Annotated in this window: 25 protein-coding genes; 11 read left to right on the forward strand and 14 right to left on the reverse strand. The window is 61.9% G+C overall.

Annotation, left to right across the window (positions count from 1 at the left end; translation table 11 throughout):
* Positions 1 to 1,437 (reverse strand): cytochrome ubiquinol oxidase subunit I, encoded by a 1,437-nt coding sequence (locus ACEN93_RS12715; RefSeq protein WP_039771763.1) that lies wholly within the window; start codon positions 1,435 to 1,437, stop codon positions 1 to 3.
* Positions 1,438 to 1,837: 400 nt separating this feature from the next.
* Here ACEN93_RS12715 and ACEN93_RS12720 point away from each other — a divergent pair, with 400 nt between their 5' ends.
* On the forward strand, positions 1,838 to 3,076 hold the full coding sequence (locus ACEN93_RS12720) for an MFS transporter (RefSeq protein WP_039771764.1): 1,239 nt from the start codon (positions 1,838 to 1,840) through the stop codon (positions 3,074 to 3,076).
* 5 nt (positions 3,077 to 3,081) lie between these two features.
* On the opposite strand, the gene ACEN93_RS12725 is transcribed toward ACEN93_RS12720, so the two are convergent.
* Positions 3,082 to 3,633 (reverse strand): DJ-1 family glyoxalase III, encoded by a 552-nt coding sequence (locus ACEN93_RS12725; protein WP_039771994.1) that lies wholly within the window; start codon positions 3,631 to 3,633, stop codon positions 3,082 to 3,084.
* Positions 3,634 to 3,700: 67 nt separating this feature from the next.
* A complete protein-coding gene (locus tag ACEN93_RS12730; protein ID WP_085668054.1) occupies positions 3,701 to 4,150 on the reverse strand; it encodes a DUF4879 domain-containing protein in 450 nt (149 codons plus the stop codon).
* A 220-nt stretch (positions 4,151 to 4,370) separates the two neighbouring features.
* Between ACEN93_RS12730 and ACEN93_RS12735 the strand changes: the two genes are divergently transcribed.
* Positions 4,371 to 5,666: an NCS2 family permease gene (locus ACEN93_RS12735; RefSeq protein WP_074691509.1), complete on the forward strand. Its 1,296-nt coding sequence runs from the start codon at positions 4,371 to 4,373 to the stop codon at positions 5,664 to 5,666.
* A complete protein-coding gene (gene trmA / locus ACEN93_RS12740; RefSeq protein ID WP_074691511.1) occupies positions 5,663 to 6,742 on the forward strand; it encodes a tRNA (uridine(54)-C5)-methyltransferase TrmA in 1,080 nt (359 codons plus the stop codon). Before ACEN93_RS12735 ends, trmA begins: the two co-directional genes overlap by 4 nt.
* Before the next feature lie 54 nt (positions 6,743 to 6,796).
* Here trmA and ACEN93_RS12745 read toward each other — a convergent pair whose 3' ends face one another.
* Complete coding sequence (locus ACEN93_RS12745; protein ID WP_039771767.1) at positions 6,797 to 7,243, reverse strand: hypothetical protein; 447 nt, start codon at positions 7,241 to 7,243, stop codon at positions 6,797 to 6,799.
* Complete coding sequence (locus ACEN93_RS12750; RefSeq protein WP_074691513.1) at positions 7,240 to 7,668, reverse strand: DUF4160 domain-containing protein; 429 nt, start codon at positions 7,666 to 7,668, stop codon at positions 7,240 to 7,242. Before ACEN93_RS12750 ends, ACEN93_RS12745 begins: the two co-directional genes overlap by 4 nt.
* Before the next feature lie 204 nt (positions 7,669 to 7,872).
* On the opposite strand from ACEN93_RS12750, the gene ACEN93_RS12755 reads away from it, so the two are divergent.
* From ACEN93_RS12755 to ACEN93_RS12765, 3 genes are all read left to right on the forward strand, one after another.
* The gene (locus tag ACEN93_RS12755) at positions 7,873 to 8,784 is read left to right on the forward strand and encodes a LysR family transcriptional regulator (RefSeq protein WP_039771770.1); all 912 of its coding nucleotides are present in this window, start codon (positions 7,873 to 7,875) and stop codon (positions 8,782 to 8,784) included.
* A 140-nt stretch (positions 8,785 to 8,924) separates the two neighbouring features.
* Positions 8,925 to 9,374 (forward strand): type II 3-dehydroquinate dehydratase, encoded by a 450-nt coding sequence (gene aroQ, locus ACEN93_RS12760; RefSeq protein WP_039771771.1) that lies wholly within the window; start codon positions 8,925 to 8,927, stop codon positions 9,372 to 9,374.
* Complete coding sequence (locus ACEN93_RS12765) at positions 9,371 to 10,225, forward strand: shikimate dehydrogenase (RefSeq protein ID WP_074691515.1); 855 nt, start codon at positions 9,371 to 9,373, stop codon at positions 10,223 to 10,225. The genes aroQ and ACEN93_RS12765 overlap by 4 nt, the downstream gene beginning before the upstream one ends.
* A gap of 33 nt (positions 10,226 to 10,258) precedes the next feature.
* Here ACEN93_RS12765 and ACEN93_RS12770 read toward each other — a convergent pair whose 3' ends face one another.
* Positions 10,259 to 10,936: a TetR/AcrR family transcriptional regulator gene (locus tag ACEN93_RS12770; protein ID WP_074691517.1), complete on the reverse strand. Its 678-nt coding sequence runs from the start codon at positions 10,934 to 10,936 to the stop codon at positions 10,259 to 10,261.
* A gap of 102 nt (positions 10,937 to 11,038) precedes the next feature.
* A complete protein-coding gene (gene quiC, locus ACEN93_RS12775) occupies positions 11,039 to 12,940 on the reverse strand; it encodes a 3-dehydroshikimate dehydratase QuiC (protein ID WP_039771774.1) in 1,902 nt (633 codons plus the stop codon).
* 273 nt (positions 12,941 to 13,213) lie between these two features.
* Here quiC and ACEN93_RS12780 point away from each other — a divergent pair, with 273 nt between their 5' ends.
* Complete coding sequence (locus ACEN93_RS12780) at positions 13,214 to 14,551, forward strand: MFS transporter (RefSeq protein WP_007958787.1); 1,338 nt, start codon at positions 13,214 to 13,216, stop codon at positions 14,549 to 14,551.
* 41 nt (positions 14,552 to 14,592) lie between these two features.
* On the opposite strand, the gene ACEN93_RS12785 is transcribed toward ACEN93_RS12780, so the two are convergent.
* The 4 genes from ACEN93_RS12785 to ACEN93_RS12800 form a co-directional block, all read right to left on the reverse strand.
* The gene (locus tag ACEN93_RS12785; RefSeq protein ID WP_039771776.1) at positions 14,593 to 15,471 is read right to left on the reverse strand and encodes a DMT family transporter; all 879 of its coding nucleotides are present in this window, start codon (positions 15,469 to 15,471) and stop codon (positions 14,593 to 14,595) included.
* A 66-nt stretch (positions 15,472 to 15,537) separates the two neighbouring features.
* Positions 15,538 to 16,353, reverse strand: a complete 816-nt coding sequence (locus tag ACEN93_RS12790) for a sugar phosphate isomerase/epimerase family protein (RefSeq protein ID WP_236190073.1) — start codon at positions 16,351 to 16,353, stop codon at positions 15,538 to 15,540.
* Between the two features lie 2 nt (positions 16,354 to 16,355).
* A complete protein-coding gene (locus tag ACEN93_RS12795; RefSeq protein WP_495611476.1) occupies positions 16,356 to 17,417 on the reverse strand; it encodes a Gfo/Idh/MocA family protein in 1,062 nt (353 codons plus the stop codon).
* Between the two features lie 116 nt (positions 17,418 to 17,533).
* The gene (locus ACEN93_RS12800) at positions 17,534 to 18,310 is read right to left on the reverse strand and encodes an IclR family transcriptional regulator (protein ID WP_163976533.1); all 777 of its coding nucleotides are present in this window, start codon (positions 18,308 to 18,310) and stop codon (positions 17,534 to 17,536) included.
* A 177-nt stretch (positions 18,311 to 18,487) separates the two neighbouring features.
* Here ACEN93_RS12800 and ACEN93_RS12805 point away from each other — a divergent pair, with 177 nt between their 5' ends.
* From ACEN93_RS12805 to ACEN93_RS12820, 4 genes are all read left to right on the forward strand, one after another.
* Positions 18,488 to 20,224, forward strand: coding sequence for an FAD-dependent oxidoreductase (locus ACEN93_RS12805; RefSeq protein WP_495611477.1), 1,737 nt, complete (start codon positions 18,488 to 18,490; stop codon positions 20,222 to 20,224).
* Complete coding sequence (locus ACEN93_RS12810) at positions 20,208 to 21,041, forward strand: aldo/keto reductase (RefSeq protein ID WP_495611478.1); 834 nt, start codon at positions 20,208 to 20,210, stop codon at positions 21,039 to 21,041. Before ACEN93_RS12805 ends, ACEN93_RS12810 begins: the two co-directional genes overlap by 17 nt.
* A 190-nt stretch (positions 21,042 to 21,231) precedes the next feature.
* Positions 21,232 to 22,119 (forward strand): KPN_02809 family neutral zinc metallopeptidase, encoded by an 888-nt coding sequence (ypfJ, locus tag ACEN93_RS12815; RefSeq protein WP_039771788.1) that lies wholly within the window; start codon positions 21,232 to 21,234, stop codon positions 22,117 to 22,119.
* A complete protein-coding gene (locus tag ACEN93_RS12820; protein WP_074691529.1) occupies positions 22,120 to 23,073 on the forward strand; it encodes an alpha/beta fold hydrolase in 954 nt (317 codons plus the stop codon).
* A gap of 27 nt (positions 23,074 to 23,100) precedes the next feature.
* On the opposite strand, the gene ACEN93_RS12825 is transcribed toward ACEN93_RS12820, so the two are convergent.
* The 3 genes from ACEN93_RS12825 to ACEN93_RS12835 all read right to left on the reverse strand — a co-directional run bounded on the left by ACEN93_RS12825 (position 23,101) and on the right by ACEN93_RS12835 (position 25,236).
* Positions 23,101 to 23,694, reverse strand: a complete 594-nt coding sequence (locus ACEN93_RS12825; protein ID WP_495611479.1) for an HAD family hydrolase — start codon at positions 23,692 to 23,694, stop codon at positions 23,101 to 23,103.
* On the reverse strand, positions 23,691 to 24,560 hold the full coding sequence (tesB, locus tag ACEN93_RS12830) for an acyl-CoA thioesterase II (RefSeq protein ID WP_039771793.1): 870 nt from the start codon (positions 24,558 to 24,560) through the stop codon (positions 23,691 to 23,693). The genes ACEN93_RS12825 and tesB overlap by 4 nt, the downstream gene beginning before the upstream one ends.
* 106 nt (positions 24,561 to 24,666) lie before the next feature.
* The gene (locus tag ACEN93_RS12835; protein WP_039771794.1) at positions 24,667 to 25,236 is read right to left on the reverse strand and encodes a GNAT family N-acetyltransferase; all 570 of its coding nucleotides are present in this window, start codon (positions 25,234 to 25,236) and stop codon (positions 24,667 to 24,669) included.
* Positions 25,237 to 25,274 lie beyond the last annotated feature (38 nt).

The following is a 25,274-nucleotide window of genomic DNA, read 5'->3' on the forward strand; positions in this document are numbered from 1 at the left end:
TCAAATCTCCTTGGTCAGGCTGCGGTCGTGTTCGGCGCCGTCGTCGTCGGCAGCGGACAACGGACGTGCCGGTGTGCGTTTCTGGCCAGGACCACCGTCGTTGGTTTCCTTGCCTTCGTCGGTCTTCGGCCCTTTGCGCACCAGGCGCATCATGTAGCCCAGCCCCGCACCGAACAGCGCGAAATACACCACCACGAACATGATCAGCGTGATGCTCATCTGCATGAAACTGTGGTTTGAAGACGCATCGGCCGTGCGCATCAGCCCGTAGACCACCCATGGCTGACGACCGATTTCAGTGGTGAACCAGCCCGCCAGGATCGCGATCAGGCCGGACGGCCCCATCCACAGCGCCAGGTACAGGAACGGCCGCGAGGTGTAGAGCGAGTCACGCTTGCGCAGCCACAAACTCCACAGACCGGTGAAGATCATCAGGAAGCCGAGACCGACCATGATCCGGAACGACCAGAACACGATGGTCGAATTCGGCCGGTCTTCTGGCGGGAACTCCTTGAGCGCCGGGACTTGCTTGTCCAGCGAGTGGGTCAGGATCAGGCTGCCGAGGTATGGAATCTCGACAGCAAACTTGGTCTTTTCTTCCTTCATGTCCGGCCAGCCGAACAGGATCAGCGGTGTCGCTTCGTCGCCGACGTTTTCCCAGTGACCCTCGATCGCGGCGATCTTCGCCGGTTGGTGTTCAAGGGTATTGAGGCCATGGAAGTCGCCGATGACTGCCTGGATCGGCGCAACAATCAGCGCCATCCACATCGCCATCGACAGCATGGTGCGGATCGCCGGGTTGTCCTTGCCGCGCAGCAGGTGCCAGGCCGCCGACGAGCCGACGAAGAAGGCCGTTGCGACGAACGCTGCCGTCGCCATGTGCATCAGGCGATAGGGGAATGACGGGTTGAAGATGATTGCCAGCCAGTCGGTTGGAATGACCTGACCGTTGACGATCTCGAAGCCCTGCGGGGTCTGCATCCAACTGTTGGAGGCGAGAATCCAGAACGTGGAAATCAGTGTGCCGATGGCCACCATCACCGTGGAGAAAAAGTGCAGGCCGCGCCCGACCTTGTTCCAGCCGAACAGCATCACCCCCAGGAAACCGGCTTCGAGGAAGAACGCCGTGAGCACTTCATACGTCAGCAACGGGCCGGTGACTGAACCGGCGAAGTCCGAGAAGCGGCTCCAGTTGGTGCCGAACTGGTAGGCCATGACCAGCCCCGAGACCACGCCCATGCCGAAGTTGACGGCAAAGATCTTCGACCAGAAATGGTAGAGGTCACGGTAAGTGTCATTGCCGGTTTTCAGCCACAGGCCTTCCAGCACCGCGAGATAGCTCGCAAGACCGATGGTGATCGCCGGGAACAGGATGTGGAACGAGATGGTGAACGCGAACTGAATTCGGGCGAGATCCAGGGCCTCTAAACCGAACATAAGCTTTCCTCTATCAGATAACGGTTCCAGGACTGGCGGCCTTGAACCACTGCCCCCACGGGTATGGAGTGCGGCGAACTCGAATTCGTTCTTCTTTTTACAGGCATCGCGACGCAGGGAGTCTGCCGACGGGTCCGGGATCAGTTCCGCGATGGGTCTTGATCTGGATCAATCAACGTTGAAAGAGTAGTCCCATTTCCGACGGAGAACCGCGTGGTCTTTTGCCGCGTGACAAGTTGCCTCACAGACCTGGCAACGCTCTGAAATACGTCCGTGGCCGGAGCTCGCGCCACGACGGGGAAAAATCGATGTCTGGCTAACTAAATTTTCTGTCATAGCAACTTCCTGTTACAGACTGGTGATAATCTCGCGGTTCCCCTCGATCAAGACCGGCCCGCAAATGCCCAGCCAAGAGCCCTTGCTGTTACGTCACCACCGTCCCTTCGTTGCGTTCTGGTTGGCCCGGATCTTCACCGCCAGCGGTTTTCAGATGCTCACCGTGGCGATCGGCTGGAACCTCTATCAACTGACCGGCAATGTGCTCGACCTGGGTCTGGTCGGGTTGGTGGAATTCGCGCCACGCGTATTGTTCATGCTGCACACCGGGCACGTTGCCGATCGCTACGACCGGCGCAAGGTCGCGGCGATCTGCCAGTCGTTGCAGGCCCTGATTGCCCTGGCACTGGCCATCGGCAGCGCCACCGACCATGTCACCCGGGAAATGATCTTTATCCTGGCGTTCCTGCTGGGCGCCGCACGATCGTTCGAAATGCCGACCACCCAGGCGCTGCTGCCGAGCATCGTGCCCAGCACGCTGTTCCCACGGGCGGTTGCCGCTGCGCAATCGGCGCAGCAATCGGCCACCATCGTCGCCCCGGCGCTCGGCGGTCTGCTCTATGCCTTCGGTAGCGTGTGGGTCTATGGCCCGACGGTCATTCTGTATGTCATCGCCTGCACGCTGATGCTCAACCTGCCCGCGCGGCAAACACCGCTGAACAAAGGCAAGGCGACGCTGGATTCGTTGCTGGCCGGAATCCGCTTCATTCGCAGCCGTCCAGACATTCTCGGGGCGATTTCGCTGGATCTGTTCGCCGTGCTGCTCGGCGGCGCCACCGCGTTGCTGCCGGTGTTCGCCAGGGACATTCTGCTGACCGGGCCGTGGGGGCTCGGGCTGCTGCGCTCGGCGCCGGCGGTCGGGGCGTTGATGATGTCGCTGTTCCTGGCGCGGTTTGCCGTTGAGCGAAACGTCGGTCGGGTGATGTTCACTGCCGTCGGCGTGTTCGGTGTTGCCACTATCGCCTTCGGTCTGTCGACCTCGTTCTGGTTCTCCCTGGCGGTGCTGGTGGTGCTCGGCGCGGCGGACATGATCAGCATGGTGATCCGCGCCTCGTTCGTGCAACTGGAAACCCCGGACGAAATGCGCGGCAGGGTCAGCGCGGTGAACGGCCTGTTTATCGGTGCCTCCAACCAGCTGGGCGAATTCGAATCCGGCCTCACCGCCCACTGGTTCGGCACCGTGCCGGCGGTGGTGATGGGCGGGGTCGGCACGCTGGTGGTGACAGGAACCTGGATCAAACTGTTCCCGACCCTGGCCAACCGCGACCGGATGCATGTGCCGGTGGAAGAGGTGAAGGCCTGAACTTCTCAGGCCAGCAACTCCCCCGCCACCTTCGCTCTGACGGCCTTGCCCGCCAGTTGCTCGACCAGCGTCAGCGCAAATGCCAGCGCGGCGCCGGAGCCTTGGGCGGTGATGCAATTGCCGTCGACCACCACCGGTTGATCAACAAAGGTGCAACCGGAAAGGTTATGACTGCTGACGGGCAGGCAGGTCATCCGGCGTTGGCGTAATACACCGAAGCTTTGCAGGGCGACGGCCGGGGCTTCGGCGATGGCGGCGAACAGTCGTCCGGCACTGGCCTGATCCTTTAGCAGTTGTTGAAGAGGCTGGTGCGCGGCAAGGTGTTGCGCGCCGACAGCGCCACCGGGCAGGACAATCAGGTCGAAGGTCTGGGCCAGCACATCAATGAGCATGCCGTCGGCGGTCAGTCGAGTGCCTCGGGCGCAGGTCAGCATGCGCCGGCCCTCGATGCTGGCCGCCACCACTTCGACGCCGGCGCGACGCAGCACGTCGATCAGGGTCACGCATTGCAGATCATCGATGCCCTCGGCGAGGGTAATCAGGGCTCTAAAGGTCATGGGCGCCATCCGCTGGGTGATCCTTAAAGCGTAGTCAGCTTTGCCCTGCCCTGTTCGGCGACAGCCGTTACTTGATGTAAAGCTGGGTCGACATCGTATTGCGCGGGGCGTTGATCGACGTGTTGCTGAAGGTAAAGGTGCCTTCCTGTCGGGTCGCCAGATCGAAGGTGTACAGCGAACCGACGGTTTTCGCGCCTGGCGTGCATTCGGTCAGGTTGCCGTTATCGAAAGCACAGACCGGGCTTCGGGTGCCGTTCACTTCAAAGCCGTCCAGCGCTGCCTGAGGCTGGCTCTGGCCGTAACCGATTTCCAGCACATAGACCTTGATGCCCGGCGCGCTGTGATCGCAACGGGTCTGCACCTGGCCATCGGTAATGTCTTCGAGCCCGCAGGACGACGACTGAACCTTGATGACTTTCACCTCGCTCAATGGCGGTGCCGACGCCGCGAGTGCCGTCGGTACACCGGCCAGCAGCAAGGCCATCAGTCCAGCGGTCTTCATCCAACCCTTGTTCATGCGATCCATCCCCGAAAAAACAGCGCGCAGTATGGCGTACTTGGCCGTGGTGCAAAACTTCGCCGACGATCGACACCAACATCCGCCATCTTCCTCACGCTGCTGGTATGATGCGCGGCTTTTTCCGGCCCACCACAATTTTCCAGGCGCTTGCGACGGTCTGTGCTTTGCTGTTGAGGTCGATACATTCACGGCGCCACGCGCGCCACGGGGAGCAGACATGCTGGAAAGGCTGTTTCAACTCAAGGCACACAACACCAACGTGCGAACCGAGATTCTGGCGGGCGTCACGACCTTCCTGGCCATGGCCTACATTCTGTTCGTCAACCCGAGCATCCTCGGCGAGACCGGCATGGACAAAGGTGCGGTGTTCGTCGCCACGTGCCTGGCAGCTGCCATCGGTTCCACGGTCATGGGCCTGATCGCCAACTACCCGATCGCCCTTGCGCCGGGCATGGGGCTGAACGCCTTTTTTACCTACACCGTCGTGCTGCACATGGGCCACACCTGGCAAGTGGCGCTGGGCGCGGTGTTCATCTCGGCCGTGTGCTTCTTCCTGCTGTCGATCTTCCGCATCCGTGAATGGATCATCAACAGCATCCCGCTGCCACTGCGCTCGGCGATTGCCGCCGGTATCGGCCTGTTCCTGGCGCTGATCGCCCTGCACAACGCCGGCATCGTGGTCAGTAACCAGGCGACCATGGTCGGCCTCGGCGACCTGAAACAACCGGCTCCGATCCTCGCCACCCTCGGTTTCGCGCTGATCGTCGCCCTTGAGGCCCTGAAAGTACGCGGCGCGGTGCTGATTGGCATTCTCGCGGTGACCATCGTTTCCATCGTGATGGGCTTCACCCCGTTCGGCGGCGTGACCTCGATGCCACCTTCGCTGGCCCCGACCTTCCTGCAACTGGACATCAAGGGCGCACTGGACATCGGTCTGGTCAGCGTGATCTTCGCCTTCCTGTTCGTCGACCTGTTCGACAACTCCGGCACCCTGATCGGCGTCGCCAAGCGCGCCGGCCTGATGGGCAAGGACGGCCACATGCCGAAAATGGGCCGTGCACTGATCGCTGACAGCACCGCGGCCATGGCCGGTTCGCTGCTGGGCACCTCGACCACCACCAGCTACATCGAATCTGCCGCAGGCGTGAGCGCCGGCGGCCGCACCGGCCTGACCGCCATCGTCGTCGCGATCCTGTTCCTGCTGGCGTTGTTCTTCTCGCCACTGGCCTCCAGCGTACCGGCCTTCGCCACCGCACCAGCGCTGCTGTTCGTCGCCGTGCTGATGACTTCCGGTCTGGCGGAAATAGACTGGGACGACATCACCGTCGCCGCGCCGGTCGTGGTCACCGCTCTGGCAATGCCTTTCACCTATTCCATCGCCAACGGCATCGCCTTCGGCTTCATCGCCTGGACTGCGATCAAACTGCTGTCCGGCCGTGCCCGTGAGCTGAACCCGGCGCTGGTGATCCTGTCGATTCTGTTCGTGATCAAGCTGGGTTGGTTCAACGCATGACTTTTGATTCCCAGGCCTACGCCGCACAACTCGAAGACAAGGTCACGCGCCTGCGTGACCTGCTGGCCCCGTTCGATGCACCGGAGCCGACGGTGTTCGACTCGCCGTTGCAGAATTTCCGCCTGCGCGCCGAATTCCGCCTGTGGCGCGAGGCCGGTGAGCGGCATTACGCGATGTTTTCCCAGGACGACAAACGCACGCCGATCCTGATCGAAGAGTTCCCGATCGCCAGCCTGCGCATCAACCAGTTGATGCCGCAATTGAAAGCGGCCTGGCAGGCCAGCGCGGCGCTGAGCCACAAGCTGTTTCAGGTGGAGTTTCTGACCACCCTGGCCGGCGACGCGATGATCACCCTGTGCTATCACCGCCCGCTGGACGAGCACTGGCATACAGCGGCCACCAAACTGGCGGCTGATCTGGGCGTCAGCATCATCGGCCGTTCCAAGGGCAAGCGCGAAGTGCTCGGCCTCGATTACGTGGTCGAGAAACTCGACGTCGGTGGTCGCACGTTCAGCTACCGCCAGCCGGAAGGCGCGTTCACCCAGCCTAACGGCACCGTGAACCAGAAGATGCTCAACTGGGCATACGAAGCACTGGGTGATCGCAGCGACGATCTGCTGGAGCTGTATTGCGGCAACGGCAACTTCACCCTGCCACTGGCGACCCGCGTGCGCAAAGTGCTGGCCACCGAAATCAGCAAGACTTCGGTCAACGCCGCACTGAGCAACCTGGCCGAAAATGCTGTGGATAACGTCACGCTGGTGCGCCTGTCCGCCGAAGAGCTGACTGAAGCACTGAACGAAGTTCGCCCGTTCCGTCGCCTGCACGGTATCGACCTGAAAAGCTACGAGTTCGGCAGCGTGTTCGTCGACCCGCCACGGGCCGGCATGGACCCGGACACCTGCGAACTGACCCGGCGCTTCGACAACATCCTGTACATCTCCTGCAACCCGGAAACGCTGGCAGCCAACATCGCCCAACTGCACGACACGCACCGCATCACCCGCTGCGCGCTGTTCGACCAGTTCCCTTGGACTCACCACATGGAATCCGGCGTGCTATTGACCCGGCGTTGATCGCACTGCCAGATACAAGAAAGCCGTCCTGAGCGACGGCTTTTTTGTGCCTGTTCATGGCACGGGATCGATCTTGCGCGGGCGCCCGCCCTTCCTGCCGTTGGCCCGGGCAGCTTCGGCTTTCGCGGTGCTGCTCTGGCGGCCATTGCGAGAGGCGATCACCGAGGCAGCCATGGCCATCAAAGGTTGACTGGCCGAGATCATGCCGGCGATGGAAACCTGCAGATCCTTGCCGTCGTGGCAGAGCGCTGTGCCGGCAAAGCCAACGTTCAATCCAGTGAAGTCTTCCGGTTCGAAATCATCGAATTCGCGGTAGAGATTCACTGGGAGCAGCACGCCGCTGTCGTCCTCGAAGTGAATCACCAGGCAGGGTTTCTGAAAGGCCACCGACACGGCTTGAAGGCTGCTGCGTCGGCGCAGCCCTCCCCGCTCAACAGCTTCATCGAGACGCTTTTCTGTTACCGGTCGATCAGCATGCAAACCGGCTTTTACTGTTTTCATAGTTCGATCTCCACACCTTCCCGAGCACCAACCAGGGCCAGCAGGGTTTTGTTTTCTTCTGGTTCGTAATACGCCGATCCGATTCTGAAGGTTGCTCCGGTGACTGCGCGCATGACGGCCACTTCGTTCGAGTCCCCGTCCCACCATTGATTATCGAGACACGCCGTCTGCAATCGAGTCCACCAGATTCGACGGGCCCGCCGCAGATGAACAGTTTCACGCAGCGATTGACGCAGCCCCTCGAGCACTGCAATCGGTGGCCGACGCGACAGGGGCACCACATCCCATAACTCCACGCCGTTGTGCCAGAAGCTGAATTTGAAACGGGCACTCCATGCACCTGAATCAACGTGCGCATGGGGCGGACAATGTTCGTCTCGCAGCATGATCACCACCGACAATCCCTTGTAACTGCACACTTTCATGCTAACCCATCCGTTAGGTTAAAGAATTTCGAAAACTGCCATTCCCTGACAATTCCGACCATCGGCATTGCTGCCTCAAATGGTCATTACGTTTTCGAGCCTAGTGCGGGATTCAGGAAAGCCCCGCGCAAAATGGTAAGCAGTTCTTTCGCAGCGGCCACGCATTTGCTACATACGAAGACTCATTCCCCGGTGTAATCAATCATGCAACGACACTTCGACGATCTTCAGCTGGGCAGCATCGAGCTGTTTTGCCTGGCCGCCGAGTGCGGCAGTTTCACCGGCGCGGCGCAGGCGGCTTCGGTGACGCCGGCAGCGGTGAGCCGCTCGGTATCCCGCATGGAGGAACGGCTGGGCGTACGGTTGTTTGCGCGCACTACCCGCAGCGTGAAACTGACCGACAGCGGCCGTCGCTACTACGAAGAATGCAGCCAGGCGCTGGCGCAACTGGTCGAGGCGCAACGGGAAGTCATGGGCCAGCAGCAGGAACCGTCCGGCACCCTGCGTATCAGTATTCCTACAACCTACGCCCATCACCGGATCCTGCCGCTGTTGCCCGCGTTTCGTGCGCGCTTCCCGCAGGTGAAGGTCGACATGCACATCAGCAACCGCAACATCGACTTCGTCGGCGAGGGTTACGACATGGCGATCCGCGTGCGGGCAATCCCCGACTCCGGCCTGATCGCCCGCCATCTGGAGGACGCAGCGCTGGTGATGGTCGCCAGCCCCGACTACCTCAAACGCGCCGGCACGCCGCAGACCCTCGAAGACCTCGAACAACACGAGTGTATTCAGTACGAATTGCCCAGCAGCGGGCGGCGGATCACTTGGCTGTTCTATGAGGAAGACGCGCCACGGGAAATCCTCGCCGAGGGCAACTTCTGCTGCTCCGATGACGTGCTCGGTGGCGTGACCCTGGCCAAACATGGCGCCGGGTTGTTCCAGACCTATCGCTTCATTGTCGAAAAGGAACTGGCCGACGGCTCGTTGGTGGAAGTGCTCCAGCCCTACAGCGGACGCTCGCGACCGTTCACCTTGCTGTACCCGCAAAATCGCCACATGCCGCTGCGCGTCAGGGCTTTCATTGATTTTCTGGTCGAGCAGTTGCCGCAGTGATTTCACCTGTGTGCGATCACCGCACACAAAACCGGGCTGCCGATGCAGAGCAATTGATTAAAGTAACCATCTAGTACAATTTAACTCCACAGGTCGAAACCCTCGGCCCAAGCCAAAAACAATAAGTGGAGTTTGCCCCCATGCCCCCTATCGTTCTGGTGCTCAACGGCCCGAACCTGAACCTGCTCGGCACCCGTGAACCGGCGACCTACGGTCACGAAACCCTGGCCGACATCTCTGCCCTGTGCGGGCGCGCCGCCGAAGAGTTCGGCCTGGCCGTGGAGTTTCGCCAGACCAACCACGAAGGCGAACTGCTCGACTGGATTCACGGCGCCCGTCAGCGCTGCGCCGGTATCGTGATCAATCCGGCCGCCTGGACACACACCTCGGTAGCGATCCGCGACGCTCTGGTCGCCAGCGAATTGCCGGTGATCGAGGTGCACCTGTCCAACGTCCACGCCCGCGAGCCATTCCGTCATCACTCGTTCGTCTCGGCCATCGCCACCGCCGTGATGTGCGGCTTCGGCAGCCACGGCTATCGCCTGGCCCTGGAACATTTCAGCCAGCGGCTGAAGGGGCGAACCGCATGAACCGCAACAACGTGATACTCGCCGGGCTGATCGGCGCCGGCATTCAGGCTTCCCGCACTCCGGCACTGCATGAACACGAAGGCGACGAACAGGGCCTGCGCTACTTGTACCGGCTGATCGACCTTGATCAACTGCAACTGGACAGCAGCGCCCTGCCCGATCTGTTGCAGGCCGCCGAACGCATGAATTACACCGGCCTGAACATCACCTTCCCGTGCAAGCAGGCAATCATCCCGCTGCTCGATGAATTGTCCCCGGAAGCCCGAGGCATCGGCGCCGTGAACACGGTAGTACTGAAAGACGGTAAACGCGTCGGCCACAACACCGATTGCCTGGGTTTTGCCGAAGGTTTTCGTCGCGGCCTGCCAGACGTCGCCCGCGAACGTGTGGTCCAGATGGGCGCTGGTGGCGCCGGTGCGGCAGTCGCCCACGCCTTGTTGAGCGAAGGCGTACGGCAACTGAGCATTTTTGATGTGGACGTGGAGCGCGCCGAAAGCCTGGCCAACAACCTCAATCAGCATTTCGGTGCCGGTCGGGCCGTGGCCGGACATGATCTGGGGAGCACGCTGAGTCAGGCCGATGGTCTGGTAAACACTACGCCGATGGGTATGGCCAAATTGCCCGGCATGCCCGTGCCGGCGGCGCTGCTGCGGCCCGAGTTGTGGGTGGCGGAGATTGTGTATTTCCCGCTGGAAACCGAACTCCTGCGCAACGCCCGCGCCCTGGGTTGCCGAACCCTGGATGGCGGCAACATGGCGGTGTTTCAGGCAGTGAAGGCGTTTGAGCTGTTCAGCGGCAAGGTGCCGGATGCGCAGCGAATGCTCGCGCATTTTCAAAGCATGAATGGATAAAACAGTGAGGGGGCCTGGCCCCCTCGATTTCGGTCACGCCTGCAAGTAGCGCAGCACCGACTCGCAAATCATCTCGCGATGACGTTGCTTGATGCTTTCGTCCGGCAGGTCGATCTGGAAGATCTCTCCGAAGGTATGGCGGTTCGATACACGGTAGAAGCAGAACGAACTGATCAACAGATGCACGTCCAGCGCGTCGAGCCCGGCGCGGAACACCCCTTCTTCAGCACCCCGACGCAGAATCTCGCCCAGGGAATCGAGGATGGTGTTGTTCATCGCCTTGATCGCGTCGGAACGCTTCACATACTCGGCGTTGTGGATGTTTTCGATGCTGACGATCCGCACGAAATCGACGTTGCGATCGTGGTGATCGAAAGTGAATTCCACCAGACGCCGGATCGCTTCCACTGGCGGCAATTCAGCCAGGTGCAGGCGGTTCTCGGTGTTGCGGATATCGCCGTAGAGCTTCTCCAGCACCTCGACGTACAACTGCTCCTTGCTGCCGAAGTAGTAATAGATCATGCGCTTGGAGGTGTGGATGCGCTCGGCGATCGCATCGACGCGGGCGCCGGACAGCCCCTGCTGGACGAACTCGACGATCGCCTCCTGCAGGATATTCTCGCGGGTCTTTTCCGGGTTGTTCTTGCGACTTTTGCGCGGCTCTACCGCGGGTAGAACGGGAGCTGCGGGAAGTTCTGAAGTCATTGTCATTGCGGGCTCACGGCCATCACTGCACAGGCTGGCGATTATGGGCCGCGCGATCCAGTGAAGGAAGCCGCGCGACCGGTGTTTAATCCCGCGTTTACGAATTTCCTACAACTTGGCCTGGCGAACGGCGCCACTGCGTGATTTGGCCATCGCCGCCAGCCGCACCGCGACGTTGGCCGCGCCATAACCGGCGTAACCGTTCTTGCGCTGGATGATCTCGAAGAAGAAGCGCCCCTCGAATGGCTCGGTATAGACGTGAAACAACTCGCCGCCCTGCGCATCGCGGTCGTACAGCACGTTGTAGTACGCCAGTTCGCTGAGGAATTCGTCATCGAAATCGAAACGCGCCGCCAGGTCGTCGTAATAGTTCAGCGGGATGTCCAGCAGCGGCACGCCCGCCTCTTTCGCCCGGCTGACTTCGGCGAAGATATCGTCGCAATCGAAGGCGATGTGATGCACCCCGGAACCGCGATAACTCGACAGCGCGTGTGAGATCGCGGTGTTGCGGTTCTCGGAAATGTTCAGCGGCAGACGGATCGAACTGTCGCGGCTACGCAGGGCGCGGCTCTTCACCAGCCCGTACGGATCGGGCAGCACCACTTCATCGTCAGCCTCGAAATCCAGCAGGCTCTTGTAGAACAACACCCAGCTGTCGAGGCTGTCTGCCGGCAGCGCCATGGCCATGTGATCGATGCGTTTGAGACCACCGCCCGCCACTGCATTTGGCAGCAGATTGAAGTCGGTGCCGTAGACATCCGCCTCCTGATCCACCAGATAAATCAGGCTGCCATCCGGCGCACGCACCGCCGCCAGCTCCAGTTCGTTGGGGCCGACCAGTCCGCGATACGGCTGACCTTTATAGGCGACGGCGCGGGCCAGCGCGCTGGCGCTGTCCTTGACCCGCACGGCGGTGGCGCACAGCGACGGGCCGTGGGCCTCGAAGAAACTGTGGCCGAACGAATAGGGTTCAGAGTTGAGGATCAGGTTGATATCACCCTGACGCAACAGGCTGACGCTCTTGGAGCGATGCTGTCCGGCCTTGACGAAACCCAGCCGTTCCAGCCAGTTCGACAGCTTGGCGCCCAGGCTTTCATCCACGGCGAACTCAAGAAACTCGATGCCGTTGTATTCGCTGGCCTTCGGCGTTTCGAAGAGGATGTCGCGGTTATCCACAGGACGGATTTCCTGCTCCAGACGCTGGCGGGTTTTCTCCTCCAGATACAGCAGCGAACGCAGACCGTCGGCGGCATTGGCCCGAGGCGGCGCGGCGCGGAAGCCGTCGTTGAAGATTTCCAGCGACAGTGGCCCGGTGTAGCCACTCTGGATGATTGGCGCAAGGAAACCCGGCAGATCGAATTCGCCCTGCCCCGGGAAGCAGCGGAAATGCCGGCTCCACTCCAGCACGTCCATCGCCAGGATCGGCGCGTCGGCCATCTGCACGAAGAAAATCTTGTCGCCGGGAATCTCGGCAATCGCCCGTGGATCGCCCTTGAGCGACAAGGTGTGGAAGCTGTCGAGCAACACGCCGAGGGCCGGGTGATCGGCCTGACGCACGATGTCCCAGACCTGTTGATAAGTGTTCACATGACGGCCCCAGGCCAGCGCCTCATAACCGATGCGCAGGCCACGGGCACCAGCGCGCTCGGCCAGCAGGCGCAGGTCGTCGATGAGGATCTGTTGATCGCCGAGGCTGTCGGGGGAGGCGTTGCTGCAGACCAGCACCAGGTCGGTGCCCAGTTCCTGCATCAGGTCGAACTTGCGCTCGGCCCGCTCCAGATTGCGCTCCAAGCGATCGCGGCGGCAGCCTTCGAAATCGCGGAACGGCTGGAACAGGGTGATGGCAATCCCGAGGTCGGCGCACATCTGCCGGATTTCCCGGGGGCTGCCGTCGTAATACAGAAGATCGTTCTCGAAAATCTCCACCCCGTCGAACCCGGCGGCGGCAATGGCTTCGAGTTTTTCCGGCAGGGTTCCGCTCAAGGAGACGGTGGCAATGGATCGCTGCATGTTTCAACTCCCGGTGGAGACGTCGGCTACGGAAATTGCGCCGCTTTTATAGGGTGAGCGAATTATTGGTCCCGGTTTTTCATTGAGCAATTTAAACTGTACTACCCGGTTAGTTTTGCGTGCGATTATCGAACAGAATGCCGGTTTGGCGAATTGACGATTTTTCGTCCACTGCCCAACATCCGTCTCACCTTGAGTCCGGAACTGAACCACCGGTCGCAGCGTGCACAATAAAAGCACACCAAATAACAAATCCAAAAACGGGTGGAACACATGATTCCTTCACAGACTTCCCGCATGGCTCCGGCCATGAGCACTGCCACGGGTGGCATCGGCGACAAGATCCGCGGCGCCATGGCCGTCGGCAAGACCCGTTGGGGCATGCTGGCGCTGGTGTTTTTCGCCACCACCCTCAATTACATCGACCGCGCCGCCCTCGGCGTCATGCAGCCGATCCTCGCCAAGGAAATGAGCTGGACGGCGATGGACTACGCCAACATCAACTTCTGGTTTCAGGTCGGCTACGCGATCGGCTTCGTGTTGCAAGGACGGTTGATCGATCGGGTGGGCGTCAAGCGCGTGTTCTTCTGCGCGGTGCTGCTCTGGAGCCTGGCCACCGGCGCCCACGGTCTGGCGACCTCGGCGGTGGGCTTCATGGTCTGCCGATTCATCCTCGGTCTGACTGAAGCGGCGAACTACCCGGCTTGTGTGAAGACCACACGCCTGTGGTTCCCGGCCGGCGAGCGCGCCGTGGCCACCGGCATCTTCAACGCCGGCACCAACGTCGGTGCGATGTTCACCCCGATGCTGCTGCCGCTGATCCTTCACGTGTGGGGCTGGCAGGCTGCGTTCCTGTGCATGTCGGCACTGGGCGGGATCTGGCTGCTGTTCTGGGGCCTGAAGTATTTCAACCCGGAAGATCACCCGAGCGTGAAACAGTCGGAGCTGGAATACATCCAGAAAGAAGTCGAACCGGAACAGGCCCGCGTGCCGTTCTCGAAAATCCTGCGCATGCGCGGCACCTGGGCCTTCGCCCTCGCCTACTCGCTGACCGCGCCGGTGTTCTGGTTCTACCTGTACTGGCTGCCGCCGTTTCTCAATCAGCAATACAACCTGGGCATCAACGTCACCCAGATGGGCATTCCGCTGATCATCATCTACGTCACCGCTGACTTCGGCAGCGTGGGCGGCGGGATTCTGTCTTCGTTCCTGATCGGTCGCGGCATGAACTCGATCAAGGCACGGCTGCTGTCGATGTTCCTGTTCGCCTGCTGCATCATCGGCGTGGTCATGGCCGCCGGCTCCGCCAACCTGTGGATCGCGGTTGCCGCCATCTCTCTGGCCATCGGCGCGCATCAGGCCTGGACGGCGAACATCTGGAGCCTGGTGATGGACTACACGCCCAAGCACATGATGAGCACGGTGTTCGGTTTCGGCGGCATGTGCGCGGCGATCGGCGGGATGTTCATGACCCAGATCGTCGGCCACATCCTGACCGTCACCAACAACAACTACACCGTGCTGTTCACCCTGATCCCGGCGATGTACTTCATCGCGCTGACCTGGATGTACTTCATGGCACCGCGCAAGATTCCTACCGTCACTGAGTAACCTTCCTGCACCGACCGGCCTGATTTCAGGCCGGTTTGCTTTCAGCGCCGGCTCTGCTGCCACGCTGCCGCCAGCCCGCTGCAACAGATCACTGCGATCCCGATCACCGTCATCAGGGTCGGCGTGTGCGCAAACAGCAACCAGCCCAATAACCCCGCGAACACGATCTGGCAATAACCGAACGGCGCCAGCAATGCTGGTGCGGCATGGCGGAAAGCCTGGGTCAGAAACAGGTGCGCGGTCATTCCGCAACTGCCCAGCGCCAGCATCAACAACGCATGCCCCAGGCTCGGCACCTGCCAGAAGAACGGCACCAGCGCACTCATCACCAGCGTGTTGCACAACCCGGCGAAAAAGTTGCTGGTGGTCGGGCTGTCGACTTCCGCGAGCTTGCGGGTGAGCAATTGATAGAAGCAGAAAAACAGCGCCGAGCAGAACGGCAACAAAATCGCCGGGGTGAACAAATCACCGCCCGGATGGACGATGATCAGCACCCCGATGAACCCGCACACCACCGCGATCCACTGACCGCGCGTCACCCGTTCCTTGAGCAACGGCACCGACAGCGCCGTCACCAGCACCGGCGCAAGAAAGTTGACCGCCGTGGCTTCGGCCAACGGGATGTACAGCAACGCCGTGGTGAAAAACAGGCTGGTCCCCAACAGGCACAACGCCCGCGCCAATTGCCACAACGGGCGTTTGGTGCGCAGCACACGCAGCCCGGACTGCGGCAGGAAAATCCCCGCCATCAGCAGCGTGTGCACCAGATACCGCGCCCACACCACCATGACGATCGGATAAAAACCCGAAAGGTATTTCGACAGCGCGTCGTGGCTGGAGAACAGGAACGTCGCCACGACAATCAGCAAGATCCCCTTGAAGGGTTGGTTGACGCCGGAAAGCGGAGTGCTGACGGTCATGGGCTCTCTCTGAATGAAAAATAAACGGTGACGAGGTCGCGTGCGCCCTCGCCCCTTGAAGCAGACTTAAAGCCGGGCCAACAATTCCCGTGTCCGGTCGATCGCCATTTGCGCCCGCTGCAATCCACTCACGCCTTGCTCCAGCAATTTGACCGTGGGAATTTCCAGACTCAGGGGAAGGTTAGCCGGAAGACTGCGCAACAAGCCGCTCAAGTCACAATCGCCCTCGCCGGGAAACCGTCGTTCATTGCGGGCCTGACGCAAGATCTCGGCCATGTCCGTCGGCCTCGGCCCGGCAACATCGCACAACTGTGCATAGCGCAGCCGTGAGGGCGGCACGCCATCCAGATCTTCCAGCCGCGATCCGGAACGGTCGAAGTGAAACGCATCGACCAGCACCGCACCGTTTTCGCGCCCGGCCTTGGCGACGATGCGCAACGCCTGCTCAAGATTGCGTGCATCGGTCCAGGGCATGAACTCCAGATGCGGGTGCAAACCGTAGCGCGCCGCCAGATCGCAGAGTGCCGCAAAATTATCGGTGAGCCGCTGTTCGTCGGGATCGTTACCGGCGACCAGCAATTCACTGGCACCGAACTCCGCGCCAACGCTGAGCAGTGGCTCGAAATCCGCCACCACTGTCTGCGGCTTCAATCGAAGGATTTCCACGTCGAGCACGCCGATTCCGGTGTCACGCAAACGCGCCAGTGTCTGACGCCGCAAATCGCCATCGGCTACCAGCGGAAAGTGATATTCCTCGGGCGTCGCCGGCTCCAGACGCAGGCCGACATGGCTGTAACCGGCACGGGCCGCGACCTCGACCATCTCGGGTGGCGACAACTCCAGCACGGTCAGGCTGGCCAGGGACAGAATTCGTTCGTTCATGTTCAGGCCTCGATCTGCGCGGGTTCGGTGGCGCGACCGCTGGCCGCCGCTTCACGGATGGCCTCGACCAGCGCCAGCGTGCGGGCGGCGTCGGCGGCACTCACCAATGGTTCGACTTCCCGCTGTACCACGCGGACGAAATGCTGCAACTGCAACCGCAGGGCTTCGTCAGGCGTGAACGGTTCATCGACCGCCAGCAACGGCTCATGCCAACCGGCGTCCATCTGATCGGCGCGGTAATGCCAGCGCTTGAGTTGCGGAATACTCAAGGCCCCGGCTGTTCCCGCCAGCAAGTAACAAGGTTGATCGGCCTGACGTGGATAGACCGGGTTCTCACCAGAGTTCAACTCCCAGCTCCATGGAGCCGCCACCGCATCGGAACCGGTCAGCGTGCCCAGCGCTCCACCGGCAAATTGCAGCAGGATCGCCGCGCTGTCTTCATTGGCGAAACCGCGCACCGAATGGTCGGTGATCGCCTGCACCGAACGCACTTCACCGCACAGATGACGCAGCAGATCGAGGTCGTGAATAAGATTGGTCAACAGAATTCCGGCACCGGCTTCGCGCCGCCACGCGGTTTCGAAATACTGGTCAGGCTTGCGCAGCTGGAACAACGCGGTCACCAGCGTCAGCCGTCCCAATGCTCCCTCCTTGACCAGTTCATGGGCTCGCACGACCAACGGATTGTGCCGCCGATGATGGCCGACCAGCACCGGCACGCCACTGCGCTTCACCGCTGCCACCAATTCCCGCGCTTCATCCAGGTTTACGCCCACCGGCTTTTCCAGCAACACCGGAACGCCAGCGGCCAAGCAATCCAGCGCGGTGCTGACGTGCTGATTATTGGGATTGGCAACGATCACTGCGTCTGGCCGGTTCTGCTCCAGCATCTGACGGTGATCGGCGAAATGCGCCACACCCCACTCCGCCGCCAGGGCCGGTGCCTGAGGGCCGGGGTCGCCCACGGCGCATAACGTGGCCTCAGTGAGATTCTTCAAGTGCCGGTAATGTTGCTGGCCCATGTTGCCGGCGCCGATCAGGGCGATTCGAAGGGGCGGGTTCAAGGTGCGATCCTCTTGTGATTGTTGTAGGAAAACTCACTCCATCAACAATTTAGAACCCGGTTCCAGATTCTCACACCCACTCGGTTGAAAAGTGGGCGAACAGCGCACAGCTTTGCTTAAACGAACAACTCCGAGGCCAGGCTGGCCGCCGACAACTCCTCGGTGAACGTCAGCAGCAACGGAGCCAGTTCATGCAATCGCGCCCCCGACATCCGGGCGCTTGGCCCGGCGATGCTGAGCACGCCAATCACCCGGCCATCGGCGGGATGTTTCACCACGGCAGCAATCGCCGAAGTGCCGACCGCCGAGCTTTCTTCCACACAGGCATAGCCCTGTTCCCGGGCCACGCGCAGGCGTTCGAGCAGTTCAATATTGGAGCGCGGCGCATTGGGCCCGATATCCGCCGGCACCTCCGCGCCCTGGCGCTCGACCAGCGACAACGCCTCGGCGTCGCTCATGCACGCCAGCCACGCATGGCCCGACGCGGTGTAGAACAGCGGCGCGTCGCGGCCCATGTCCGGGTCGTAACGCAGACCGCTACGAGCGCCCTGGGCCTTGGCGATCCAGGTCTGGCGCTCGCCGTCGATCACCCCCAGACGCACCAGCTCACCGGTCTCCTGGGCCAGTCGATCGAGCACCGGCTGCACAATGTCGGCACCGCTGCTCGACAGGTATTGAAAGCCCATCGCCACCAGTTTGGTCGACAGGTGATAACGCAACGTCTCCGGGTTCTGCCGCACATAACCCAAGCGGATCAGCTCGGCGAGCAGGCGATGCGTCGCGCTCTTCGGAATGTCCAGTTGCTCGGCCAGGGTCTGCATCGGCAGCCCGCGCGGATCACTGGTGAGGCTTTCCAGCACGCTGAAAACCCGTTCGATTTGACTGCCGGCCATGGTGCGCTCTCGGTGAAATTTCGCCGATTCTAGAAGACATCCCGAGGAATGCGAAATCTGGAACCTGGCGTCCGATAACCGCCCACTTTGCGCGTCAGTCGGTTGATCTGCTTCGCCAGCACTGGTTATTTTCTGGAACCTGATTCTAAAAATAATTGATTGCTGGAGCGTTTCCTGATGCCTGCCCTTCCCGATATCCACTGCGACGTTCTGGTGGTCGGCTCCGGCGCCGCCGGTTTGTCGGCCGCCGTCACCGCCGCCTGGCATGGCTTGAAGGTCATCGTGGTGGAAAAGGATCCGGTGTTCGGCGGCGCCACCGCGTGGTCCGGCGGCTGGGCGTGGGTGCCGTGCAATCCGCTGGCCCGGCGCGCCGGGATCGTGGAAGACGTGGAATTGCCGCGCACCTATCTGCGCCACGAACTCGGCGAGCACTACGACCCGGCCATGATCGACGCCTTCCTTGAAGCCGGCCCGCGCATGGTGGCGTTCTTCGAACAACACACCGCCCTGCAATTCGCCGACGGCAACGCCATCGCCGACATCCACGGCGAAACACCGGGCGCCGGCACCGGCGGACGCTCGGTGATTGCCGCTCCCTACGACGGACGAAAGGTCGGGCGCCTGCTCAAGCGTCTTCGCACAACGATGCGGGAAACATCGTTCATGGGCATGCCGATCATGGCCGGCGCGGACCTGTCGGCGTTTCTCAATCTGACTCGCTCGTTGTCGGCGGCCTGGCACGTGACCCGGCGTTTCACTCGCCACCTGCTGGACCTGGCGCTGCACGGCCGAGCGATGCAACTGGTCAACGGCGTGGCGCTGGTGGCGCGGCTGGCGAAATCCGCCGAAGACCTCGGCGTGCTGCTGTGGGAATCGGCGCCAGTGACGGAACTGCTGCGCGACGAATCACGCATCACCGGCGCTCGCGTGAACACCACAAAAGGCCCGATCACTGTCCATGCCCGCAAAGCCGTGGTGCTCGCCGCTGGCGGGTTTGCCAACGACATCGAGCGACGCAAGGCCTTGTTCCCTCGCACGCCCAGCGGTCATGAACATTGGGCACTGCCTCCGCTGGCAGTCAATGGCGACGGTCTGCGACTGGGCGAAACCGCTGGGGGCCGGGTCAACACCGATGTGGCCTCGCCCGTGGCGTGGGCGCCGGTCTCGCAGGTGCCACATTCCGACGGCAGCATCGGCCATTTCCCGCACATCATCGAACGCGGCAAACCGGGCGTCATCGGCGTGCTGCGCAACGGCCAGCGCTTCGTCAACGAAGCCAACGGCTATTACGACTACGTCAGCGCCATGGTCGCCGCCGCCCCCGAGGGCGAAGAGGTCGCGTCCTGGCTGATCTGCACCCGCGCGTTCCAGCGGCGTTACGGGCTCGGCATGTCTCGGCCGTTTCCGGTGCCGGTGTCAGGTTTTATCCGCAGCGGCTATCTGAAAACCGGCGATACGCTGGAGGAATTGGCCGGCGCATGCGGCATCGACGCGAAGGGTTTACGCGCCACCGTCGATGACTACAACCACCATGCCCGGCACGGCGAAGACCCGCAGTTCGGTCGCGGCTCGACCCCGTACAACTGCAAACAGGGCGATCCCGCACAACGGTCCAATCCGTGCTTGGCGCCCATCGAACAAGGCCCGTTCTACGCGGTGAAGGTGCAGCCGGGCTGCTTCGGCACCTTCGCCGGGCTCAAGGTCAACCCGCATGCGCAAGTGCTCGACGCCGAAGACCGGCCCATCGCCGGGCTCTACGCCGCCGGTGGCGACATGGCCAGCATCATGGGCGGGCATTATCCGGCGGGCGGGATCAACCTCGGCCCGGCCCTGACTTTCGGTTACATCGCAGCCCGGCACATGGCGGGCGTCACGGCTTTCGAACAGGAGATCGACCATGCAGCACATCGTTAACAGACAAGGACTGAACCTGCCAAAACTCGGCCTCGGCACCTGGCCGATGCTCGGCGACGAATGCACCCGCGCCGTGGAGCAAGCCCTGGAACTCGGTTACCGCCACATCGACACGGCAGCGGCCTACAACAACGAAGACGCAGTCGGACAGGCGCTGGCGAATACGCCGACACCCCGCGAGCAGATCCACGTCACCACCAAGGTCTGGTGGGATCAGTTGCAACCGGACGCCATGCGTCACTCGCTGGATCGCAGCCTCAAGGCCTTGCGCAGTGAATACGTCGACCTGTTCATGATCCATTGGCCAACCACCGACTGGGACCTGCCGCGCACCCTTGAAGCCCTCGCGTCGTTCAAGGAGCAAGGTCTGGCTCGCAACATTGGCGTAGCGAATTTTCCGCTGCCGCTGCTGCGCGAAGTCGTCGAGGAATACGGCATTCCTCTGTCAGCCATTCAGGTCGAGTACCACGTCCTGCTCGGACAAAACGCCCTGCTCGACTACGCCCGTCAACACGATCTGGCGCTGACGGCCTACACCCCGTTGGCACGTAACAAGGTCTCGGAGATTCCACAGATTCAGCAGATCGCCGAAAAACACGGTGTGCTGCCGACCCAGGTCGCGCTGAAGTGGCTGCTGGATCAGGACAACGTCGCGGCGATTCCCAAGGCCAGCAGCAAGACCAATCAACTGGCCAATCTGTCGTCATTGAAGGTCGAACTGGACGATGACGACCGGGCGCTGATCGCCGCGCTGCCCAAGCGCGAACGTCAGGTCAGCCCGGACTTCGCGCCGGTGTGGGATGCCTTCGACCGCTGATACCTGACCCGGCGAAAGAAATCCTTCGGCGGATTGAATTCCCGGCGCTCGCGCTCGTCAATAACAGGCCCGACCTCGTCACCCCGAGGCCGGGCCTTTGTGCGTGTGTGCGAATAGACGGACGACCGGACTGGCGCCACACTCACACACCAGCAACACTCATCACCACCTACAGATAGAGGATTCCCACATGCTATGGAAAAAAGGCCGACGCAGTGACAACGTCGTCGATGCCCGTGGCGATGATATGGGCGGTGGTGGCGGCATGCGCTTCGGCGGTGGCAAGGGGCTGAGCCTCGGGGCGATCCTGCTGATCGTCGGCATCGGCTGGATCACCGGACAGGACCCGCTGCAGATCCTCGGTCAGCTCACCGGGCAGATGACCGAACAATCGGCCCCCACTTCGCAAACCCGTCAGGCACCGCCGGCCAACGATGAACAGGCCGAATTCGTGCGTTCGATCCTCGGTGACACCGAAGACACCTGGGGCGCGATCTTCCAGCAGGCCGGCCGGCAATATAAGGACCCGACCCTGGTGCTGTTCAGCAACCGGGTCAACTCCGCCTGCGGTCTGGCGACCTCGGCCACCGGCCCGTTCTATTGCCCGGCAGACCAGAAGGTCTATCTCGACATGGCGTTCTTCCAGGAAATGGCCCAGCGTTTCAAGGCCGCCGGCGACTTCGCCCAGGCCTACGTGATCGCTCACGAAGTCGGACACCATGTACAGACGCTTCTCGGCGTCTCGGCGAAAATTCAGACAGCCCGTCAGCAAGGCCGGCAGATGGAAGGTGACGGCGGACTGCTTGTGCGCCAGGAACTGCAAGCCGATTGTCTGGCCGGGGTCTGGGCCTACAACGCGCAGAAACGCTTGAACTGGCTGGAACCGGGCGACATCGAAGAAGCCTTGAACGCAGCGAACGCCATCGGTGATGATCGCCTGCAACAACAGGGTCAGGGCCGCGTGGTGCCGGACTCGTTTACCCACGGTACGTCGGCGCAAAGGGTGCGCTGGTTCAAAACCGGATTCGCCCAGGGCCAGGTCGGCCAGTGCGATACCTTTGCGGCGAAAAACCTGTAAATGCATAAATGGCTGTTGGCTTTACTGTTCATCGGCGGCACCGCCCAAGCGGCCGGCGTCGACGCAATCAGTCCCGGGCGCCTGCAATTGCAGGCCGGCGAAATGGCGGTAGGCATCGGCCCGGCGCCGGCGAAAATCGAGCGCGTGCTGATCGTCATTCATGGCCGTCTGCGCAACGCCGAGACCTATCGCAAAAGCGGCGAAGTCGCGGCGGAACTGGCCGGGCAAACCGCCAACACCCTGGTGATCGCCCCGCAGTTTCTCAACGAAAGCGATGTGGCGCTCTACTCGTTACCCGCCAGCGTGCTGCGCTGGCAAGGCAACGACTGGATGGGCGGCGGGTTATCCACAGGGCCGAACCCGCTGAGTTCCTACGCCGCACTGGACGAAATCGTCGGGCGGCTGAGCGATCGCAAGCAGTTTCCAGACGTGAAGCAGATCGTGATCTTCGGCCACTCCGGCGGCGCGCAGGTGGTGCAGCGTTACGCGCTGCTGGCCCAGGAACAACCGGCGCTCAAGACCGAAGGCATTCGCTTGCGTTATGTGGTGGCCAACCCGTCGTCGTACGCCTATTTCAATGAGCAACGCCCGGTGGCCTTCGATCATGCCAAGTGTCCGGGTTTCAACCGCTGGAAGTACGGTCTGGTGGACCCGCCGATCTACGCGGGTGGGCAAACGCCCGCGCAGCTTGAAGGCCGTTACGTCAAACGCGAGGTGATTTATCTGCTGGGTCAGCAGGACACCGACCCGCAACACCCGGCGCTGGACAAGAGCTGCGCCGCCAAAGCCCAGGGGGCTTATCGACTGGAGCGCGGCAAGCTGTTTTTCGGTTACTTGCTGCGTCGTCACCCTGAAGGGATCAATCAGCGCCTGATCGAAGTGCCCGGGGTCGGTCATAACGGCGACGGCATGCTGACCTCGCCGGAAGGCCAGAAAGCACTGTTCGAGCAATAAAAAACGGGGGCCCAAGCCCCCGTTTTTTTAGGCGAACAGCATTCGCCGCAACTCCACACAATCCTTCGCATGCCAGTCGGTCAGCTCCGGCCATGGATTGTCCGGCAGGTTCACCAGCACCGTTTGAGTCCCCGCCGCCCGGCCGCAATCAAGATCAAACCGGTAATCACCGACCATCACCATCTCGCTCGCCGGCACTTGCCAGGCCTCGGCCAGTTTCAGCAAACCGCCCGGATGCGGTTTTGGCTGTGCTTCATCGCGGCCCAGCACATCCTCCACCGCGAAGCAGTCAGCCAGGCCGATGGCTTCCAGCGTCACGTGGGCCAGCTCCCGCGCGTTGCGGGTCAGGATGCCGAGGCGATAGCCCCGGGCGTGCAGGTCGCGCACCAGCTCCACCGCCCCGACCGCCGGGGTCGAGCCGAGTGCCAGATCGCGCTCATGCTCCAGCAGCCACGCATGTTTCGCCGCTGCTTCCTCGGCGGGCAATGCCGCGAGGTGGGTAAGGATGTCGTCCTCCGGCGGGATCGCCAGCGCCACGCGGATCGCCGCGAAGTCGTGCACGGCGACGGTCAGGGTGCCGTCCATGTCGAACACCCAGTGCCGCACATCCGCCAGACTCATGCCCAGTCCTTGCGATGACGGATCAGGCCTTCCTGAGTCACCGACGCCACTAGTTGTCCGGCGCGGTTGAACACGCTGCCACGGGAGAACCCGCGCGAGTTGCCGGCCCACGGACTGTCCATGGCGTAGAGCAACCAGTCATCGGCGCGCAGATCGTTGTGGAACCACAAGGCGTGGTCAAGGCTGGCGACCTGCATGTCTTTCTGCCAGACCGATTTGCCGTGCGGCAGCATCGAGGTGGTCAGCAGACCGAAGTCCGAGGCGTAGGCCAGCAGGTATTTGTGCAGCGCCGGGATATCGGCCAACGCACCGTCGGCGCGGAACCACACGTACTTGATCGGATCCGCCGGTTGCGGGTTGTACGGGTCTTTTTCAGTGACCGGGCGCACTTCGATCGGCTTCGGGCACAGCAGCTTTTCGCGCATGTGTTCCGGGATCAGATGCGCGCGTTGCTGGGTCAGTTCCAGCTCCGACGGCAGGTTTTCCGGGCCGACCACTTGCGGCATCTGGCTCTGGTGCTCGAAGCCTTCTTCGTCGTACTGGAACGAAGCGCTGCAGGTGAAAATCGGGTGGCCCTTCTGGATCGCGGTCACGCGGCGGGTGCTGAAACTGCCGCCGTCGCGCACGCGGTCAACCGAGTAGACCACCGGCAACTTGGCATCGCCCGGACGCAGAAAATAACCGTGCATCGAATGCACATGACGCGCTTCTTCAACGGTCTGACTGGCCGCCGACAGCGACTGGCCGAGCACCTGGCCGCCGAACAACTGGCGAAAGCCCAGATCCTGACTGCGACCACGGAACAGGTTTTCCTCGATCGGTTCGAGGGTCAGCAGATCCACCAGATCTTCCAACACTTGGCTCATTCAGACTCTCCTCACACAACGCTATGCCGCGCAGTCCTGGCTGCGACGGCCAATTCAGATTCTGGCGCGAGCCACTGATCGCGCCATTGTAAACGTCCGTGTCGGCTTAGCCATGCAAGGTCTGCAGCCATTGCTCCCGGGTGATGCGGTACAACACATGTCGACGCAACGGATGGTCGACCGCCAGTTTCGGGTGATCAAAATCGTCGGCTGGATCGTGATGCATGCCGATCGCCTGCATGACTTTTTCCGACGGCAGATTGCTCTGCGCAGTAAAGGACACGATTTCCTTCAGGGCTAACCGGTCAAAACCGCAGCGCAGCGCAGTCCACGCCGCCTCGCTGGCATATCCCAGGCCCCAATGTTCCTTGGCCAGCCGCCAGCCGATTTCCACCGCCGGGGTGAACGGCGCATCGAAGCCGACTACGCCGAGCCCGGTAAAACCGATGAACTCGCCACTGTCCTTGCGCTCCAGCGCCCACAGGCCGTAACCGTGCTCGGCAAAATGCCCGCGCACCCGACCGATCAGCGCGGCGCTTTCCAGCCGGCTCAAGGGCGCGGGGAAGTAGCGCATCACCTGCGGATCGGCGCACATCGCCGCGAATGCCGGCAAATCCTCGTCCTGCCATTGGCGCATCAGCAGCCTTGCGCTTTGCAGCTCCAGTATCGGTTCCATCCCGCCCCTCCGCTTGATGCCGTCAGTCTACATCGCTG

The sequence above is a fragment of the Pseudomonas sp. Pseusp21 genome, assembly GCF_059492145.1.